This window comes from Aquificaceae bacterium (assembly GCA_037722135.1).
Taxonomy (GTDB): Bacteria; Aquificota; Aquificia; order Aquificales; family Aquificaceae; genus Pampinifervens; species Pampinifervens sericum.
Genome location: JBBKAW010000093.1, coordinates 1 through 18,802, shown reverse-complemented (window position 1 = coordinate 18,802; position 18,802 = coordinate 1). Strand labels below are relative to the sequence as shown.

Genomic DNA, 18,802 nt, shown 5'->3' with positions numbered 1-18,802 from the left:
TGTGGCTCTTTACCTCTTCTGGCAGAAGATTTATACGCATAAGGATATAAGATATGCAACTTCCTTAATGTGAGCTCCGTCAGGATAATCCACCAAGTTAAGGCTTAACTTTTTCTATGGAGGAAACGATGCCGAATAGACTTATAAACTCAAAAAGTCCCTATTTGCAAAAATCTGCCCATCAGCCTGTTGACTGGTATGAGTGGTCAGAGGAAGCCTTCCAAAAGGCTAAGCAAGAAGACAAACCTATTTTGCTCTCCATTGGTGGTGTGTGGTGTCATTGGTGTCATGTGATGGCTCACGAAAGCTTTGAGAACCCAGAGATAGCCAAAATAATAAATGAGAACTTTGTGCCTATTAAGGTGGACAGGGATGAAAGACCAGACATAGACAGAAGATATCAGGAAGTGGTTATAGCCCTTACAAACTCCGGAGGATGGCCCCTCACAGTGTTTCTAACGCCCGATGGGAAAGCCTTTTTTGGAGGCACATACTTCCCACCAGAAGACCGGTGGGGAAGACCAGGCTTTAAGAGTTTACTACTTAGGATAGCCCAGCTTTGGAAGGAAGACAGAGCGCGCATACTCAAGTCCGCAGAGAGCATATACGAAAGCCTTATGAACTACAGCAAGCAAAACTTCAAAGACCCAGTGGACCAAGACCTACTTCAAAAGGGAATATCCACACTACTTGCCAACATAGACTACCAATGGGGAGGTATAGGGTCTGCTCCCAAGTTTCATCATGCAAAAGCCTTTGAACTTCTCCTGTATCACAACTACTTTAATCCATCACCTCTTTTGCAAAAGGCTATAACAGGCTCACTTGACGCCATGGCTAAGGGGGGAATATACGACCATTTACTTGGTGGCTTTTTTAGGTATTCTACCGACGAAAAATGGCACATACCACACTTTGAAAAGATGCTGTATGACAACGCAGAGCTTTTGAGCTTATACTCCATAGCCTACAAGGTCTTTGGAAAGGAGCTTTACAAAAGGATTGCGGAAGGCATAGTAAACTACTATAAGCTCTACGGTTATGACCCGCAAGGAGGCTTTTATGCTTCTCAAGACGCAGACATAGGCGTGCTTGATGAGGGAGGATATTACACCTTTACGCAGAAGGAAATTGAGAGCCTCCTTAGTCCAGAAGAGCTAAGAGTTTTTAGCCTATACTTTGGTCTGGCGGACATGCCTCATGAACCACATAAGAAGGTGCTTTATGTATACATGGAGGAAGATGAGGTCTCAAAGGCAACAGGCTTAAGCCTTCAGGAAGTGAAAAACCTTTTAGAGTCTTCAAAGAGGAAACTCCTACAACACAGAGAAAAAAGGCAGATACCCTACATAGACAAAACCCTCTACACTAACTGGAACGCACTTATGGTGTGTGGACTGTGCGATTATTGGAAGACCTTTGATGACCCATGGGCTTTGGAATCTGCGGAGAAAACGGTAAAGAGGATACTAAACCAGTATTACAAGGATGGTATGCTCTTTCATACAGAGGGTGTGGATGGCTTTTCTGAAGACTACATTTTCTTCTGCAACGCACTTTTATCCCTCTATGAGATAACTCAAGACAAAACCTACTTAGAGGTTGCAGAGCGGATAATGAAAAAAGCCATAGACCTCTTTTGGGATAGGGATGGATGGGGCTTTTATGATACCTCAACAAGCGGAGAGGGGCTCTTAGACATTAGACTTAAAAACCTGCAAGATACACCCACCCAATCGGTAAACGGGTCCGCAGGCTACACACTACTGCTTTTGGGAACACTCACGGGAGATACCACCTTTATAGACTACGGAGAAAAAACCCTGCAGGCTTTTTCAAGGTTTGTAAGGGAAGTGCCTATGGTGTCTCACTCTTACCTTATTAGCCTCTATGCGTATCTAAAGGGTATATACAAGGTGGAGACAAGGGACTACTTTGAGCAAGCTCTGAAGCTCTTTAGACCCTTTAAGTTTGTCCTTAGGTCTGAGGTGGAAGGGTTGATAATATGCGAGGGGCAAACCTGCCAGCGGTTTGACAACCTTAACGAAATCTTAACAGGCAAGGGTTAATATATATTACAAAGGAGGTGAAAGCAATGCTCATAAGCTATGAAACTAACAAAAGCGTCGATGAAGTAAGGCAAGCCATTGAAGAAAAGGCAAAGGAGAAGGGTTTTGGAGTTATGGCGGTTCACGAAGTTTCAAAGGTCTTGGAAAACAAGGGTGTGCCTATAAGCTACAAGTGTGTAATAGTTGAAGTCTGTTCTCCAAAGCATGCCAGCAAAGTGCTCTCCACAGACCCATACATATCCACCGCCATGCCATGCAGGATAGCCATCTTTGAAGAAAATGGAAAAACGGTAATAAGCACCATGGCTCCCACCGAGATGCTCTCCATGTTTGAAAGACCAGAACTGGAAGATATTGCACAAGAGGTAGAAGAGCTCATGGAACAAATAATGGAGGAGTGCCTATGAAGGTGCTTAGTGTAAAGGACAAGAAGGTGGCAAGAAGGTTAACAGACAGACTTCTAAAAAAGGGTCTTGTGGTGGCACAGGTGGAAAAGGAAGAGGACCTAAAAAAGGACTTATCCAAGAAGGCGGACGTGGTTATCTTGCTTTCAGAGGGTGTATCCAAAACTCTTGACTAATTCTGGTCTTTTCTTCCAGTCTGGTTTTACCCTTACAAAAAGCTCAAGGTAGACCTTCCTACCTGTTATAAGCTCCAACTCTTCTCTTGCCATCTTGCCTATGGACTTTAACCTCTGCCCACCTTTTCCTATGATTATAGGCTTGTAGTTTTCCCTATCTACTACAATGTCCGCCTTTATGACAAGGACGCTCGGGTCGTGCTTTCCATCGGAAACTTCCGTTATAAGCACCGCCACGCCTTGAGGGATTTCTTGGTGAACCTTTAACAAGACCTTCTCCCTTATTATCTCTGCAGCCATAAGCCTAAAGGGTAGGTCTGTGACCATCTCCTCAGGAAATAGTGGCTCACCCTCTGGAAGGTATTTTATTATGGTCTTGAGAAGCTCATCTGTGTTATAGCCCTTTAAGGCACTTATGGGTATTATCTCTTTTATTTGCGGATACTCCTTTGAAAGCTCTTCTGCAAGAGGTAAGAGATTTTCTACACCTCCTACCTTGTCCACCTTGTTTATAAGGAGGAAAACAGGTTTGTTTTCCGCATGGGGCTTTACGTATTTTTCAAAGACTTGCCTATCGTCATCTCTAAAGCCATCCTCCGCATCTATCATAAAGAGTATAAGGTCCGCATCCTCTAAGGAAGTGCTTGCGGTCTGCACCATAGCCTCTCCCAGTGCATCCCTTGGTCTGTATATGCCAGGGGTATCTAAAAAGACTATCTGTGCCTGCTCTGGTATGTTTTTCACACCAAGCACCCTCATGCGTGTAGTCCCTGGCTTTGGAGAGATAATGGAAACCTTTGTGCCAAGTATTTGGTTTAAGAGCGTGGATTTGCCCACGTTTGGCTTACCTACAATAGCAACATATCCTACCTTCATAAAAGCTATTATAAGCCAAGTTCTGCAATAATTAAAAGCACTATTCCAAGTAAGATTACCGCAAAAGAAGCACCAGAAACGTAAACCTTTGAAGGAAGCCTTTTAGCTAAAAGTCCACCCGTTAGTGTTCCAAAAACAAGCCCTGCAAGACCCATAGCTATAAACTGCCAGTCAAGAGAAAGTAGGTCAAAGTTTTGATAAAAGCTAAGCCTTATGAGTATATTGGAAGTAAAGTAAAGATTAAGCATAAGCCTTATGGAGTAGGGGTCAAAAAGGTGCTGACTAAGGAAAACGAGGGGTGGCGGTCCTCCCATACCCACAAGCCCTGCAAAAAGACCACCAAGAAAACCCACAGGAAAAGCCATATGTCTGCCAAGCCTGACTTTTAAAAGCCCTCTCTGGACCAGCAGGTTATAAACTCCCAAAGCAAGGATAAAAGCTCCTATGGTGAGTTTTAGGGTCTTTGTGTCTACCCTGTCCAAAAGATATGCACCCAAGAATATTCCTGGCACTGAACCTGCTATTAGAGAAAAGAGTAGCTTTGGCTCTATTTTTCCCTTCCTGTTTTGATACAGAAGGCTGAGAGTTCCAAAGAGGTTGAAAATGGCAGAGGACACAACCACCATCTTGGGGTCATACAACATGGAAAGAATGCCTATTATGAATATCCCAGCTCCAAAGCCTGTTATAGATTGAAAAAACCAAGCAAAGGAAACCACAAAGAAGGTTATCATTTACCAAAAATTGACTTTATAAAGTTTATAAACCCTCCAAACCTTCTCTTGAATTCCATGCGTAGATTTTCTACCCATTCACCTATTCTGCCAGAGGTTTTTGAAAGAAGGGACTTATCCCTTATGTGGTCTGTGTAGAGAAACTCTCTTAGCACTTCGTTGGTCTCCTCAAGAGCCTTTATAAGGCGGTTTAGCTCCTCTTTGTTTTCAAAGTTTGCCTTGTTTATGGCTTGCTCAAGGCTCTTGAGTATACCCTCAAGGGCACTGTCAAAACTCGCATTCCTCGCCTGTATGTCTGTGGGAAACTGGTTTATAAGTTCTACCAGTTTTGACTTTAGCCTAAAGCGGTATTCAGAAAGCAAGGAGGGAAAGGGTTCCTTTGAAGGCAGGTCTTGGAAAAACTCCTCCACTATTAGGACAACCCTTTCCTCTATGCTGTATATCCTATCCATTAGTCCGTCTCCGTGTGGTGTTCCTCACCAGTTGGGGCTTTTTTGCCTTCCTCCAAGTCATAAAAGCGTTCCTCAAGCTTTTTAAGTATTTTAGGCAGTGTGGTGTATTCCATCTCTTCTGAGGGCAGTCTATGAGGCTCAAATATTCCTTGACGCCTGAGGATGTCTGCGATTATCTGGGCTTGCTCTCTTGCCTTGTCAAAGGCTGGGTCATCAAAGAGGTCTCTGGGACCTATAAGTTTGCCGTTGGCTATCTGATATCCTGCGGCGATAACCCTTGGAGGTCCGTCAAACCTTGAGGGAGTGGCATGCCTGAAGGATACGGGCATAAGAGGTCCGTTGTGAGAGCCTCTCATCCAACCCTCCACTATCCAAGGTCTTGCAAAAGGCTCAAGTATTTCACCTATGGCAGGAAAACCGGATTGAGACCTCACTATCATAACAGGGTCATCTTTGCCCACATACTTGCCTGCAATTAAGGAAAGCCTTTGAGTGGATGCGACAGCAGCTATTTCTCCGTCAGAGTTTCTCCAAACGCTTTTTACCGCATAGCGTTCCACAGTTCCGATAAGTGCAAGAAGGTCATACAGCTCCGCTGGTGTAGAGAGCTTTACCGCCTTGCCTGTAAAGGTATCAAGCACCTCAAAGGTAAAACCATCATGCATTTTGGGGTCTATAACAAGACCTGCACAGACCATAGGGTCAGCAAACATCTCATAAAGAGGCAAGTTCCATGCACTGGGTGCAGTCTTGTCCGCAAAGAAGACCACTACAGGTTCAGAGGGTCTTTCTTCAAACTCCATCTCCGCCACACCAGGACCCATACCCTTCACATTGCCAGAAAAGGTATCAGAAAGTAGGTCTTGACCCGCACCGTAGAGCTTGAGCCTTTTGGCTACCTGTGTTCCTTCTTCAAAGGCTTTCCAAGCTATACCATGCACAAGCTCACTATCCACCCCATGCTGGTGGGTCATCACAAGAGCAATATCATCGCCACAAACAAGCACTTGACAGTCAATAAGGTTTCCTTTTTCTACTTCCTTCAATCCTATTTCTTTTACCTTTTCCACCACCTCAGGATGTGCGGAAGAGTGCCCCACATAACCCCCTATGTCTGCCTTTATTACGCTCAAAGTTATTTTCATGACTACCTCCTTTGTGCTTTGCTTTTTATATTATAACATCTCATGAAGCTCTTTATAGTGGAGAGCCCTACAAAGGCAAAAACCATAGCCAAGTATTTAGGGGAAGGTTGGATAGTTAGAGCCACTCTGGGTCATATAAAGGACCTGCCAGAGGACAGGCTTGGTGTAGATGAGGAGACTTTAAAGCCAACCTTTGTATGGGTAAGGGGTAAAAGAGCACTTATGGAGAAGTTAAAGGCTCTGGCTCGCAAGGCAGAGTCCATATACATAGGCACAGACCCAGACAGAGAAGGAGAAGCCATAGCCTACTTTATCTATAAGGAGCTTGAAAGCCTTAAAAAGCCCATAAGTAGAGTAGTTTTCTATGAGGTTACTCCTCAAGGTATAAGGTCCGCCATACAAAAGCCTACCACTATAAACCAAAACCTTGTAAAGGCACAGTTTGCCAGAAGGGTGCTTGACAGGCTCATAGGTTATAAGCTCTCTCCCTATCTGTGGAGAGCCCTCAGCAGAAATACCCTCTCGGTGGGAAGGGTTCAATCTCCTGCCCTAAGGCTTATAGTGGAAAGGGAAAGGGAGATAATGGCTTTTAGAAAAAAGGAATACTACTACATAAAGGTGGTCTTTGAAAAGGATGGTGTGGAGTTTTCCGCCCTTTGGGACTATAGGTTTGAAAAGCCAGAAAATGCCAAGCCCTACCTTGAAAAGTTAAAATCCGCCCTTTTTGAGGTCCTAAGCTATGAAGAGAAAGAAGAAAAACATGAACCTCCAAAGCCCTTTATAACTTCAAGTCTTCAGACAGTAGCCAGTGGGGTTTTAAAGGTTGGTGTGGAGCAAGTGCAAAAGATGGCTCAAAAACTCTACGAAGAGGGTTATATCACCTATCCAAGGACGGACAGCTATAGGATGAACCCACAAAAGGCAGAGGAGTTTATGAAATACATTGAAAAAACTTACGGAAGGGAGTATGTGGGTAGGCTAAGGAAGTTCAAAGAAAAGGAGCTCTCTCAAGGTGCTCATGAATGTATAAGACCCACAGCACTAAAGGTCCCACCTCTTAAGGGAAAGGAGTTAGACCTTTATATGCTTATACTAAAGAGAACCCTTGCAAGCCTTTCAAGCCCTGCGGTCTTTCTCAAAAAGAAGGCGGTCATAGTGCCCATATACGAAAAAAGGAAGGGTGAAGATATGAGGTTTTTAGCTAAAGGTTCAGAGCTTGTCTTTGATGGATATTTGAAAATTTACCCAGAGGAAAAGGAAATCGTGAAACTACCACCTTTGAAAAAGGGAGAGGTTCTAAAGCCCAAAAAGATATTACTTGAAAAGAGACAAACCCAGCCACCACCAAGATACACAGAGGGTTCTTTGGTCAAAAAACTTGAGGAGCTTGGCATAGGTAGACCTTCCACCTATGCGGTTATAGTAAAAACCCTAAAAGAGCGAGGCTATGTGGTAGAGGAGAAGGGACACTTAAAGCCTACAGAAATAGCCTTTGAGGTGGTGGACTTTTTGCAGGAAAACTTCCCAAAGGTAATAGACTATGCCTTTACAAGCCAGATGGAGGGGGGTCTTGACAAGGTGGAAGAGGGTAAAAGGGACTGGCGTGAGGTGGTAAGAGAGTTTTTCTCACAGGTCAAATCGGAGCTATAATTTATAGTTTCAAATGGATACCATTCTTGATAAGTTCAAGGGCGTTATTCTTGGCGGTGCTATAGGTGATGCCATTGGCAAAAGTCTTGAGGATGTGCCTTTGGCAGATGTGCTTGAGTTTTATGGTGGCAAGGTAAAAGGCTTTGTAGAGCCACATCCTCTTAGTCCTTCCGTGGGTCTTGAGCCAGAAAAAACTTCTGATGAGACCACCATAAGTGTGCTACTGGCTCAAAGTATAGTGGAGAAAAAATTCTTAGACCCTTACCACTTTTTTGAAAAGCTCAGAGAGTGGGCGAGTAAAGAAGAAAGCCACAGATATCCAGACCCTGCATTGATTACCGCCATAGACCTTATATCCTCTGGAGTGGGTCTTGAGGATGCGGGGCTTGTATCTTCCTCTGTGGAGGGAGTGCTCAGATGCGTAATAACTGGGCTTTTCCACTACTACAATCCATATATTGCTGTTGAGGCTGGCAGGCTTGTAAGCCTAATTACGCACAGAAGCAAGGAGATATACGATGCCAGTGCCCTGGTTTCTGCCCTTGTTAGCTATCTTGTGCTTGAGAGCTTTGACCTAAGAAACCCAGTGGAGAGGTTTGCACTCCTTGAAAGCCTTAAAAACTTTCTCAAATATAACAAAAGCAAAAGATACCTTGACAGCGTGAAAAAACTCTTAGAAGAAGAAGCTAACACAGAAAAAGCCATAGAGCTTATAGGAAACTCCACCTATGTTTTTGAAGCCTTGCCTCTTGCACTTTTTATCTTCCTCAGGCATGTGGATGAGCCTTTGCAAGCTTTTTGGGAAGGAGTAAACGCCTGCGGTATGGTGGGAGGAGACACGGACGCCATAGGATACCTTGTGGGGTCTTTTGTGGGTGCATACGCTGGAGTGTGGGTCTTTCCTTTGGAACTTCTTGAAAATTTGGAAAACTACGAGTATTATATTCTTTTGGCAGAAAAGCTTTATGATACTACCATGGAATTTCTTGAAAGGAGGAGATGAGATATGGCTTACAAGCTTCAAGAAGCTTTTTTAAACACTGCAAGGAAAAGAAGGGTAAAGGTTACCATCTATCTTCTTAACGGCGTAAGGCTTCAGGGAAGGATAAGGTCTTTTGACCTCTATACCATTCTTATAGAGGATGGGCGTCAGCAAACCCTTGTTTACAAGCATGCCATAACCACCATAATACCTGCAGAGAGGATGGAAATAGAGTTTGAAGAGGAAGGAGTGCCAGGGGCTGTATAGCCCCCTGTTTTTTAAAACATACCCGGAGGCTTGCCCTTAGAAACCACAAGCCTTTCTACTGGTTGACCACCCTTTAGATGGCTTTGGACTATCTCATCCACATCTGAGGGTTTTACATTTCCATACCATACACCATCAGGGTAGACCACAACCGTAGGTCCAAGACCGCAAGGTCCAAGACAGCCCGTAGGCGTGACCGCAGTGCTCATAAAAAGCTCTGGGTCCATTTGCAGTTTTTCCATGAGCTTCATGTATATGTCCCTTCCGCCCTTCTCCGCACAGGAGCCCATAGGATGACCCGGTGGTCTTTGGTTCACACAGACAAAAACGTGCCTAAACTCCATTGGATACCTCCTTGAAAGGTTTTGAAAGAATTCTACCAGAGAGTTTGGAAATTTTGTATGAGACTAATCACTTTTTAAGGAGGGGAAGAAGAGCCTCCACAGAGGAGTTTAGAACTTCCAGTTAAGACCTATAGATATGGCGTTTTGGGCGTTCTGGGCTTCCACGAGGAAAGCTCCTGAAGGGTCTGTTGCCTTTACCTTCTTGTTGAAGGCATGCTTGTATGCAAGGTCTATCCCAAAGGTCTTTGTAAACTCATATCCAAGACCGAGGGTTATATGATGTTCTGTAATGGCTGGAAAGCCTACGAGGTTAAAGTAGGCTATTTGAAGGTCGCTAAAGGGTGCAGAGAAGTTGGGTATCCTGTTAGCGTTCATAGGATTCTTAGCTCCGCCTCTTATGGGAGATTTTCCATAGTTATAACCTGCTCTCAAAGCCAGCTTTTCTGTAGGCTTATACTCACCACCAAGGGCTATAACCCACTGGTCTTTCCATTGGAAGTGTTTGTATCCCTTTGCGTTCTTCCAGTTTATCCACCTTATGTCCATGCCTACCTTAAGGTTATTCATAGGCTTTACACCTATACCAAAGGCAAGCTCTTGAGGTTGAGTGAGTTTTAGGTCTTCAAAAATGAAATCACCGTCGCTGTCAAAAACTCTCTTGTAGGTCATGGAAACAGGGCTCTGATAAGTTATACCTGCATAGACAAAGTCTCCCATGTTATAGGCTAAGCCAAGCTGAAAGCCCATGCCATAGGTCTGAGATTGACCACCTCCGGCGTTCCAACAGGTGGTGCCTGTTAAGTCACACATGATTGCTCCCATATCCAGTGAACCATAAGCCAAGTGAAGGGTACCTGAAACATATACAGCATCATTTACCTTATAGGAAAGGGCTGGGATAACCCTCATAAACTGAAAGTTCGTATGCATATTGGAGAGCATTGGGTCCTTGTTTCTGTAGTCCACACCCATACCTGAGACACCAAAAGCACCTATACCAAAGGTAAGTTTATCGTTAATCTGATGCACTATACCCACCTCTGGAACAACAAACATGTCCGCTTTGGACCTTTGAGAACCAGAGTCTCCCATGGGATTTTGAACTCTTGCCTTAACCTCAGGCATAAAGAGTATTCCACCAAAGCTTAGGTTAAAACCCTTATACTGGCTTATCCAAGCAGGGTTTCTAAAGATAGAGTCCGTTGGTCCAACTGGCATACCCACACCTATACCACCCATACCCCTTGAGGCTGGAGATACACCTATGAGGTTATCCCCGTTTGTGGCAAAAGAAAGACCTGCAATTCCTAACAAGGCAGTTAAAGCGATAGCCTTTTTCATAGCCTTTACCTCCCTTCAAAGGTTTTCTCTCACATTTTATTCCTCATAACAGTAAACTTGCAATTCAAAGGATTTATAAGGTTTTAAGCCTGTGTTATATAAGAATTTCAGTATATTCCTATAAGTTTTCAATCAAGACAGCCCTATTTTGCAAACACTCTATAAGTTTTTCTATGCCTTCTCTCCTTACAAAATACACCCTTCCACCCAAAGGAACACCATATTCCTTCATAGGTTTTATTCTCACATATCCCAAGTTTTTACCTGCAACATAGCCTGTTATGTAATCTGGGTCATCGCTCCAACACAGTTCCGCTATAACTCCGCAATGTATATTCTTTGTGGCGAGGGCAAGGGCATCAAGAAGTCTTTCAAGGTATGGCTTTTTTAATCCTCTTTCTCTCAAGACCCTCTTGACCTCTTGCCTGTCCTTCCAGTCCACCCTTACGGTTCTTATACCTCTTTCCTTGTCTGGCTCAAGCCGTTCACCTGTTTGAATATCCATTAGCACCGCACCTCTCATATTGCCACCCTTTGGGTTTGCTCCCCTCTTTAGGGTATTGAGTGCCTTCAGGGCTATCTCCTCTGGAATGCCTTCCTTTAATAGGCTTTTTATAGCAAAGTTATGGGCTTCTTCTACGCTCTTAAAGTCGTGGCTGTATATGGTAAGTGCCTTTGGAATTGTGGTTATCTCTTCCACCCTCTCAAGGGTTATAACCATCTTGTCATAAGCCTTGGGTCTTTTGATAAGTTCCTTTATAGTCTTTTGAAGGGCGTCAGGTTTTATAAGCCTTTCCGCACCAGATACGTGCTGTCCCTTTAACTCCGCTCTCATACGAAGGCTAAGCATAGCTTCTCCAAAACCTAAAGCCTCTTTTTAGAATTGTAAGCAAGTTTCTACCAGAAAGCAAAAGCTCTGGCTTTTTTGAAAGTGCAGAAAGCACCAACTTCCAGCCTTCTTTGAGGTTTCCAAACCTCATACACACATCTCCCACATGAAAAAGAAAATATGGCAAGTATTCCTCTGGAATTTTATCCCTGTAAAAGCTGTAGACCGCCATAGTGCCTTCATAAAGCCTGATGCTTTTGCTACTTCTTTTTCCATGCTCTCTTATCTTTACCGTGTTAGTATCGCAAATTTCTACCTTTAGACCTTTAAGCACCGCCCTAAGGAAGATTTCCCAGTCCTCTCTAAGCATAAATTGGTCTTTGTATCCTAAAAAGCTCTCTTTTCTGAAGGCGGTAGCGGATGGATAGCCTACCATTCCAGAAAACACCAAAATTTTGTAGTCCTTTGGTATCTTTTTTCTTGAAACTCTCAGAATTTTATCCTCCGAGTTTACAAGGGTTCTCGGAAAACTATAAACCATATCCGCAACCTTTAAAGCGTCCCTTAGTTTCTCCACATGGTTTTTTTCCCAGAGGTCATCATGGTCAAGGAAAAAGATATATTCACCCCTTGCCAAGCTAACTCCAAGGTTTCTTGAGTAGCACCTTTCCATGTTCTTTGGGTTGCGATGGTAATGCACCCAGCGAGAAAATTCACTCTTTACTACCTGCTCTGTTCTATCCGTTGACGCATCGTCTATAACTATTATTTCGTCAACCTTTAGGCTCTGCTCCAGCACTGACTGTATGGCTTGTGCTATGTATTGCTCTCCGTTATAGACGGGTATGACCACGCTTACCATAACTTGGAAACCTTTTCCTTTAACTCAAGCTCGTAGAGAAACTTATACTTAAGGAAGGTATAAAAGAAAGCGGAAAGGGCAACCATAAAGCCTCTTAGACCATCAAGAAAACCCAATTGGACAAAATATACCTTAATAAAATGCCAAAGAGGATTGAATATTAGCTTATATAACCTGAACCTCTTGCCTTCACTTTTCATAATTTCCGCCATTGTGTATGCATAGTGCACCGTTTTTAAATACTGGTCTTTTAGACTTTTGTATGAATAATGATAGAGGTCTCCCTTTAACCTTCCTACACTACCGCTAAATATAGCCCTTTCGTGGAGTAATCCTTCAAACCTTACCTTTCCCTTACGAAAAAGCCTAATCCTCCACTCGGGATACCATGCGTGTTTTAAAAAATCTCCCAAGTAATAAGTCCGTCTGCTAACCATATAAATATCATGCTTTGGGTTTTTGATTACCTGTCCTATGCTTTCCCTTAGCTCTTTGGAAACTTCCTCATCCGCATCCAGCACAAACACCCAATCTCCGGAGCATAGACCTATGCCGTAGTTTAGTTGGTCTGGGTATCCTTTCCATTCTCTAAAAAAAACCTTTGCCCCCAGCTCTTTGGCAATTTCCACAGTTCTATCCGTTGAGCCAGAGTCTACCACAATAACCTCATCCGCAAGCCCCTGCACGCTTTTTATGGCTCTTTCTATGTTTTTCTCCTCGTTTTTTGTGCAGATTAGGACAGATAACATTTTAGGCTTATAATTATAAACTATGGGAAAATTAAGGGTTCAAGATGTGGCAAAGGAGCTTGGTGTTTCAGTTAAAGAGGTAAGAGAAGTCCTAAAAGAGTGGGGTATAGATAAGGGAAACTTCGCCTACCTTGACGAGGAAGAGCTTCAGATAGTTTACGACCATTTTTCTGTTCCTAAGGAGAAACCAGTGGGAAATGGAGGTAAAGTGGTAGAAAAGGAAGAAGCTGTTGTAGCCTCTGAATCAATCAAAGAAGAGAAGCAAAAAGAGGAAAAAGCTGAGCCAAAAGGGGAGGAGAAAAGATACAAAGATAGAGGGCAGAGGGACAGAAGACCACATGAAAAAGCAAAACTGTCAACAAGAGAAGCATCACCTCCAAAGCGAGAAAAGCTGGAGGATAGGGAAAAACCAAAAAGGACAGAAGAAAGGAAACATTTTCCAGCAAGGGTTCCAGCACCACCACCCATGCCTTCAATACGTGAGCAAAGAATAGAGGAAAGGTCCCAAAAAACACAACCTAAGGAAAAGCTCAACAAAGACGAAGAACAAATGCTTAAAAAACTTCAACAGCCAGTGAAGAAGGAAAGGAAGGAAGAAAAAGAAGAGGAAATTAAGATAGTTCAAATTCCTGAAGTGGTTACAGTAAGAGAGCTTGCTGAACTTCTGAAAACTCCTCCAAACCAGATAATGGCTGAGCTTCTCAAAAGGGGAGTATTAGCCACGATAAACCAAACTGTTCCTTCAGAGGTGGCTCTTCAGGTGGCGGAAGCCCTTGGATTCCTTGCGGAGATAAAATCGGAGGAAATAAAGGAAGAAGAGGAGATAGAAGTTTCTGAAGAAGGTGGAGAACCAAGACCTCCAGTAGTGGTGGTTATGGGACACGTAGACCATGGAAAGACTACGCTTTTAGACACAATAAGAAAGACAAGGGTTGCGGAGAGAGAAAAGGGTGGAATAACCCAGCATATTGGTGCCTCGGTGGTAGAAATGCCAGATGGAAGAAAGATAACCTTCTTGGATACACCGGGTCATGAAGCTTTTACTTCTTTAAGGGCAAGGGGAGCTCAGGTTACGGACATAGCGGTTTTGGTGGTTGCTGCGGACGATGGTGTCATGCCACAAACTGTGGAAGCCATAAACCACGCCAAAGCCTTTAACGTGCCTATAATCGTAGCGGTCAATAAAATAGACAAACCCGAGGCTGACCCTCAAAGGGTAAGGAGAGAACTTGCTGAGCTTGGACTAATACCAGAAGAGTGGGGCGGTGATACGGTGTTTGTAGATGTTTCTGCAAAGACGGGGCAGAATGTAGATACCTTGCTTGAATACATACTTTTGGTGGCGGAACTGCTTGAGTTAAAAGCCAATCCTAATAAGCCAGCAAGGGGAACTATAATAGAGTCCAAGCTTGACAAACAAAGGGGTGTGGTAGCAACGGTCTTGGTGCAAGAGGGCACTCTCAGGGTTGGGGATATCTTTGTGGCTGGGACTACCTATGGACGCGTAAGGGCTATGTTTGACGACAAGGGTAGAAGGGTCAAAGAGGCAGGACCATCTATGCCCGTCGAGGTGTTGGGTTTTGAAGAGCTTCCCATGGCAGGTGACCAGCTCAAAGTGGTAGAAGACGAAAGGAAAGCAAAGCAGATAGCGGAACAAAGAAGGATTAGAAAGGAACAGATGGAAAAGGTTGCAAAGGGTCTTATGCTTGAGGATGTTTTTAAGAAGATACAAGGGGGAGAACTAACAGAGTTAAAGCTCATAGTAAAAGCGGACACTATTGGTTCTCTGGAGGCTCTTAAAAAGTCATTAACTGAACTTTCCACTCCTGAAGTTGCGGTTAAGATAATACATGGGGGAGTAGGTGGCATAACAGAAAACGATGTGATGCTTGCAAAAGCAAGTGGTGCAATTATAATAGGATTCAATACACGTCCAGATTTGAAGGCAAAGGAAACCGCAGAATCCGAGAAAGTGGAAATAAGGCTCTACGGAATAATATACGAGGTTATAGAGGACGTAAAGAAGGCTCTCAAAGGTATGCTAAAACCCGTAGAAAGGGAAGTGGTCCATGGCACTGCGGAGGTAAGAGCAACCTTCAAGATAAAGGGTGTGGGCACTGTTGCTGGATGCTATGTGCTTGATGGAAAGATAATTAGAAACGCAAGGGCAAGGCTTGTGAGAAACGGTGTTGTGGTCTTTGACGGCAAGATAGAGAGCCTAAAAAGATACAAGGAAGATGTGCAAGAGGTGGCTAAGGGCTTTGAATGTGGAATAAAGCTAAAGGACTACAATGATGTGAAGGTAGGTGATATCATAGAATGCTACGAAGTGAAGTTAGAAAAGCCTCAATAAGCGTCAATGAGATATACCCAAGCATACAAGGAGAAGGGCTTTTGGTGGGAACACCAAGCCTTTTCATCAGACTGCAGGGTTGTAATCTTAGATGTCCATGGTGCGACCAGCCATCTGCCTTAGCCTTTAGAGAAACCTCTATAGATTTAAAGGACCTCATGAAGGAAGTTGAAAAGTATCCACACAAGCATGTAGTTATAACTGGTGGAGAGCCCTTTACAGAAGAGTCCTTACCTTTGCTCGTGGAAGAGCTAATAAGAAGAGATAAGTCCATTCAGATAGAGACAAACTGCACTTTGTGGCAGGATGCCATGGAAGAGCTTGCTTCACAAATTCATATAACCTGCTCTCCAAAGGCTGTTGCAGGCTGGTTTGTGCATCCAAAGATAAGACAATATGCAAAGGAGCTTAAGTTTGTGGTAGACCAAGAGCTAAGCCTTGATGTGCTTCTTAATTTTTCTGATTTTCTCCAAAGGGAAGTGGTAGTGCTACAGCCAGAGGGTAATAAAAAGGTCTTTCTGCAAAAAGCCCTTGAGATACAATTAAGACTCTTGGAGATGGGTTATCAAGTTAGGGTAATCCCGCAGGTGCATAAGTTTCTTGGACTGAAGTGAGCTTCTGAGTGGTGGGGAAGAAGTATTCTACAATTGCAAGATACAGAGCTCTTGCAAAGCTGTCCTGAAAGCTTCTGTCAGACATCATAAGAGCTTCCTGCGGGTTTGTCATAAATCCTACCTCTACAAGGACAGAAGGTATGCCGGGGGTTTTAAGCACAGCAAAGCCCGCCCTCTGTATACCTCTGAAGTGCACATCCCTGCCAAGCTCCCTCTTTATCACCTCGGCAACTTTATTGCCAAAAACTACGCTTTCATTCAGTGTCACATCCATAGCAAGGTCCGCCAGCACTGCCCTTACAGATGCGGGTATGTCGTCCTCTCCGAAAACAAGTCTTGCGTAATTTTGATTGTTAACTATCTGTTGACGGCGTCTTTGTGCCGCTTCTGAAGATATGGCAAAGATGGTTGTTCCTCTTGCCTCTGGAGATCTCTGAGGATGTGCATCCGCATGTATGCTTATAAAGAGGTCTGCCCTGTTTCTTAAGGCTATGTTTGCCCTTTCCTGAAGAGGCACAAAGGTATCATCCCTGCGTGTCATTATAACCCTAAACCTTCCATCTTTTTCAAGGTAATCCGCAAGCCTTTTGGCAATAGCAAGCACCACATCCTTCTCTTTTATGCCCATAAATCCCACAGCTCCCGGGTCATGTCCTCCGTGTCCTGGGTCTATCACTACAACCCTTCTTTGGGTTATCACTTGTCCCCTTCTCACTTCATTGACCACTCTTTCACCAGAAGAGGCTGTGGGCGTATGACGCAGTATTTTTATAAAGGCAGGGTCTATAATTTCTATAAGTTCGTCCTCTTGCTCTGCCTTTGCAACCACCCTTCTTGTAGACGTGCCTGTGGTGTATATATCTATAACTATCCTGAAAGGGTCTTGCAGAGAGAAGGCTTTTATATATTGAAAGTTTCTTTCAAAAACCACCCTCGTCCCCCATGGATGCTTGCCAACTCTGCCTTGCAAGTTTACAGGAAGGTTTATGTTGATATCTTCCATAATATCCACCACGACCCTTTTGGGGTTTTCAAGAGTAAAGACTCTGTAGTCTGTGCCTTTTTCTAACTGAAGAACTATACGCTCCTTGTTTGGATACTTTCCTACCCTTACGATAGCCTTTTGGGAAAAGGCAAAACCAAAAAACACACTAAAAATTACCAAAATCTTCAGGAACATAGACTTCCTCCTCCACTTCGGAATACCTTGTAGCCCATGCAGGTTTTGGAAATCTCACTACCATAGGGCTTGGTATATCAGGCTGGTAAAGTATCATGGTACCCTTTTTTAACATTATAGCCCTTTGGCGAAAGTTTCCCGTAAGATATTCGTATTCCTTACCAAGCACCTCACTGGAGTCCATCCTCCCCAACACCTTTAAGGCAGAATTTGCCACCACCCTCTTTTCCACCTCACTGGCGGTTTGCTGAGCACCTATGAGTATTACTCCAAGACTTCTACCTCTTTCTGCTATATCCAGCACCACATCTTTTATAGGACTCCACCCCTCCTTTGGTGCATACTTGTTAAGCTCATCAAGGACAACAAAAACCTTAGGATAGGGTTTGCCTATGTTCTCTTTCTCCCTAAAGACTTTTTTGAGTATTGACCCTACTACGAACATTTTTCCTATACTATGTAAACCGCTTATGTCTATAACGGATAGACGGTTCTCTTCCCATTTTGGTGGGTTTGATTCGTTCTTTATTAACCTCTTTACGTGCATACATGCCCTGCTAAACCTTCTAAAAAAGGCATAGGCGGTTTGAATCTGAGCATCTCCAAACCAGCTTTTGTAAAGTTCTGAGCTTTTGTTTCGCTCCTTATCCCTAATAGCTTCCTCAAGCCTTTTCTCAAGGTCTTCTAAACTTTCTATGTCCGTTGAAAAATCGTCCAAAAGGCGACCCTCTGGACTATTCTGTGCAAGGAGATAAAGCTTGTTAGCAATCCTGTCTATCACATAGTGTATGTTGGAAACACCTTCCTCACCCTCAGTAAACATAAATTTTATTAGTCCATCTTCTGCAAACTCTCTCATGCTCCAATAGAAGGGTATAACCGCTTCTTTGTCCAGCCTCTCACAATCGGGAGTTTTGGGATCACTACAGGAGGGTGGCACATAAAACCTTACATTCTTAAAGGGCTCTGCTCTAAGACCCATAACCTCATAGAGCCTTCTACTTTCCTCATCAAAGGTTTTGTTTTTCTTATCAAGCCACAGAAGGTCTTTACCTTTGACGTTAAAGATTATTCCATGCACCCTATCCCTATCGCTTGCCTTTTCAAGAATGGAATAGAGGAGAAAAAGGGCATAAGAGGTCTTCGTGGCTATGCCAGACATACCAGAGATGCTTACATGAGCTCCTTCCACACCGTTTATAAAGTCGTAGTTTATATAGACCACGTTTCCATTTCTGTCTACGCCCGCAGGGATTTTTTCCTTCATTTGGTCGTAGTATAAAGCTCTCTCAAACTCTTTACCCTTTGCCATATAAACCGCATCACCTGGAGAAGGTGGAGCATAAACTTCTGGTTCTATTCTTGTCACGATAACCTTTGCCACATAAGCTATGTTTACGGGTATAACCCCTTTGCTTACCAGATGAGCATCGTAGACGAGCTCCGCCCCTTCAAGGAATTTTTGAACCTCATTAACTACTCCATAGTATTTAACCCTTTTACCCCCAACCTCACTTTCCACATATAGCACATCGTCTAACTGAACTACCTGTCCCTCCTCCACACCAATCCAAAACTCAAGAGGACTAATAGGCTTTGTGCCAAGAACTATTCCTATTCTCATGTGTAAAAATATAACACTTTTACAAGCGGGCGATGGGATTTGAACCCACGACCTTCTGCTTGGGAAGCAGACGCTCTACCCCTGAGCTACGCCCGCTTAGATATATATTATATTCCTATGGAGTTTCCAAAGCTAAGACCAAGGAGATTAA

19 protein-coding genes and 1 tRNA gene are annotated in these 18,802 nt (G+C 43.7%); 8 read left to right on the top strand and 12 right to left on the bottom strand.

Annotation, left to right across the window (positions count from 1 at the left end):
- Positions 1-128 precede the first annotated feature (128 nt).
- Genes WKI49_06315 through WKI49_06305 form a run of 3 tightly spaced genes read left to right on the top strand, consistent with a single transcriptional unit; the run spans position 129 to position 2,649 of the window.
- Positions 129-2,069, top strand: coding sequence for a thioredoxin domain-containing protein (locus WKI49_06315; GenBank protein MEJ7622100.1), 1,941 nt, complete (start codon positions 129-131; stop codon positions 2,067-2,069).
- Between the two features lie 26 nt (positions 2,070-2,095).
- A complete protein-coding gene (locus WKI49_06310) occupies positions 2,096-2,476 on the top strand; it encodes a DUF302 domain-containing protein (protein ID MEJ7622099.1) in 381 nt (126 codons plus the stop codon).
- Positions 2,473-2,649 (top strand): hypothetical protein, encoded by a 177-nt coding sequence (locus WKI49_06305; GenBank protein MEJ7622098.1) that lies wholly within the window; start codon positions 2,473-2,475, stop codon positions 2,647-2,649. Before WKI49_06310 ends, WKI49_06305 begins: the two co-directional genes overlap by 4 nt.
- Here WKI49_06305 and era read toward each other — a convergent pair.
- From era to fbp, 4 genes are read right to left on the bottom strand one after another with little or no spacing between them, the layout of a single operon-like run.
- On the bottom strand, positions 2,620-3,525 hold the full coding sequence (gene era, locus WKI49_06300; GenBank protein MEJ7622097.1) for a GTPase Era: 906 nt from the start codon (positions 3,523-3,525) through the stop codon (positions 2,620-2,622). The genes WKI49_06305 and era overlap by 30 nt on opposite strands.
- 8 nt (positions 3,526-3,533) lie before the next feature.
- Positions 3,534-4,259, bottom strand: coding sequence for a sulfite exporter TauE/SafE family protein (locus tag WKI49_06295; protein ID MEJ7622096.1), 726 nt, complete (start codon positions 4,257-4,259; stop codon positions 3,534-3,536).
- Entirely contained in the window at positions 4,256-4,711 is a 456-nt protein-coding gene (locus WKI49_06290; GenBank protein MEJ7622095.1) for a hypothetical protein, read from the bottom strand. Before WKI49_06290 ends, WKI49_06295 begins: the two co-directional genes overlap by 4 nt.
- Positions 4,711-5,856 (bottom strand): fructose-1,6-bisphosphate aldolase/phosphatase, encoded by a 1,146-nt coding sequence (fbp, locus tag WKI49_06285; GenBank protein ID MEJ7622094.1) that lies wholly within the window; start codon positions 5,854-5,856, stop codon positions 4,711-4,713. Before fbp ends, WKI49_06290 begins: the two co-directional genes overlap by 1 nt.
- Before the next feature lie 42 nt (positions 5,857-5,898).
- Between fbp and topA the strand changes: the two genes are divergently transcribed.
- Genes topA through hfq form a run of 3 tightly spaced genes read left to right on the top strand, consistent with a single transcriptional unit; the run spans position 5,899 to position 8,755 of the window.
- Complete coding sequence (gene topA, locus WKI49_06280) at positions 5,899-7,506, top strand: type I DNA topoisomerase (GenBank protein ID MEJ7622093.1); 1,608 nt, start codon at positions 5,899-5,901, stop codon at positions 7,504-7,506.
- A gap of 13 nt (positions 7,507-7,519) precedes the next feature.
- Positions 7,520-8,509 (top strand): ADP-ribosylglycohydrolase family protein, encoded by a 990-nt coding sequence (locus WKI49_06275; GenBank protein MEJ7622092.1) that lies wholly within the window; start codon positions 7,520-7,522, stop codon positions 8,507-8,509.
- A gap of 3 nt (positions 8,510-8,512) precedes the next feature.
- Positions 8,513-8,755 (top strand): RNA chaperone Hfq, encoded by a 243-nt coding sequence (hfq, locus tag WKI49_06270; GenBank protein ID MEJ7622091.1) that lies wholly within the window; start codon positions 8,513-8,515, stop codon positions 8,753-8,755.
- Between the two features lie 11 nt (positions 8,756-8,766).
- On the opposite strand, the gene WKI49_06265 is transcribed toward hfq, so the two are convergent.
- From WKI49_06265 to WKI49_06245, 5 genes are all read right to left on the bottom strand, one after another.
- Entirely contained in the window at positions 8,767-9,099 is a 333-nt protein-coding gene (locus WKI49_06265; GenBank protein MEJ7622090.1) for a ferredoxin, read from the bottom strand.
- Positions 9,100-9,207: 108 nt separating this feature from the next.
- Positions 9,208-10,440, bottom strand: a complete 1,233-nt coding sequence (locus WKI49_06260; protein MEJ7622089.1) for an outer membrane protein transport protein — start codon at positions 10,438-10,440, stop codon at positions 9,208-9,210.
- Between the two features lie 118 nt (positions 10,441-10,558).
- Positions 10,559-11,290: a 6-carboxyhexanoate--CoA ligase gene (locus tag WKI49_06255; GenBank protein ID MEJ7622088.1), complete on the bottom strand. Its 732-nt coding sequence runs from the start codon at positions 11,288-11,290 to the stop codon at positions 10,559-10,561.
- Positions 11,283-12,131 (bottom strand): glycosyltransferase family 2 protein, encoded by an 849-nt coding sequence (locus WKI49_06250; protein MEJ7622087.1) that lies wholly within the window; start codon positions 12,129-12,131, stop codon positions 11,283-11,285. Before WKI49_06250 ends, WKI49_06255 begins: the two co-directional genes overlap by 8 nt.
- Positions 12,125-12,880, bottom strand: a complete 756-nt coding sequence (locus WKI49_06245) for a glycosyltransferase family 2 protein (GenBank protein ID MEJ7622086.1) — start codon at positions 12,878-12,880, stop codon at positions 12,125-12,127. The genes WKI49_06250 and WKI49_06245 overlap by 7 nt, the downstream gene beginning before the upstream one ends.
- 22 nt (positions 12,881-12,902) lie before the next feature.
- On the opposite strand from WKI49_06245, the gene infB reads away from it, so the two are divergent.
- Entirely contained in the window at positions 12,903-15,233 is a 2,331-nt protein-coding gene (gene infB, locus WKI49_06240) for a translation initiation factor IF-2 (protein MEJ7622085.1), read from the top strand.
- On the top strand, positions 15,200-15,847 hold the full coding sequence (locus tag WKI49_06235; protein MEJ7622084.1) for a 7-carboxy-7-deazaguanine synthase QueE: 648 nt from the start codon (positions 15,200-15,202) through the stop codon (positions 15,845-15,847). The genes infB and WKI49_06235 overlap by 34 nt, the downstream gene beginning before the upstream one ends.
- On the opposite strand, the gene WKI49_06230 is transcribed toward WKI49_06235, so the two are convergent.
- The 3 genes from WKI49_06230 to WKI49_06220 form a co-directional block, all read right to left on the bottom strand.
- Entirely contained in the window at positions 15,804-17,027 is a 1,224-nt protein-coding gene (locus tag WKI49_06230; GenBank protein ID MEJ7622083.1) for an N-acetylmuramoyl-L-alanine amidase, read from the bottom strand. The two genes, WKI49_06235 and WKI49_06230, sit on opposite strands and share 44 nt — an antisense overlap.
- Positions 16,999-18,651 (bottom strand): ATP-binding protein, encoded by a 1,653-nt coding sequence (locus WKI49_06225; protein MEJ7622082.1) that lies wholly within the window; start codon positions 18,649-18,651, stop codon positions 16,999-17,001. The genes WKI49_06230 and WKI49_06225 overlap by 29 nt, the downstream gene beginning before the upstream one ends.
- 24 nt (positions 18,652-18,675) lie before the next feature.
- A tRNA-Gly gene (locus WKI49_06220) sits at positions 18,676-18,747 on the bottom strand.
- Positions 18,748-18,802 lie beyond the last annotated feature (55 nt).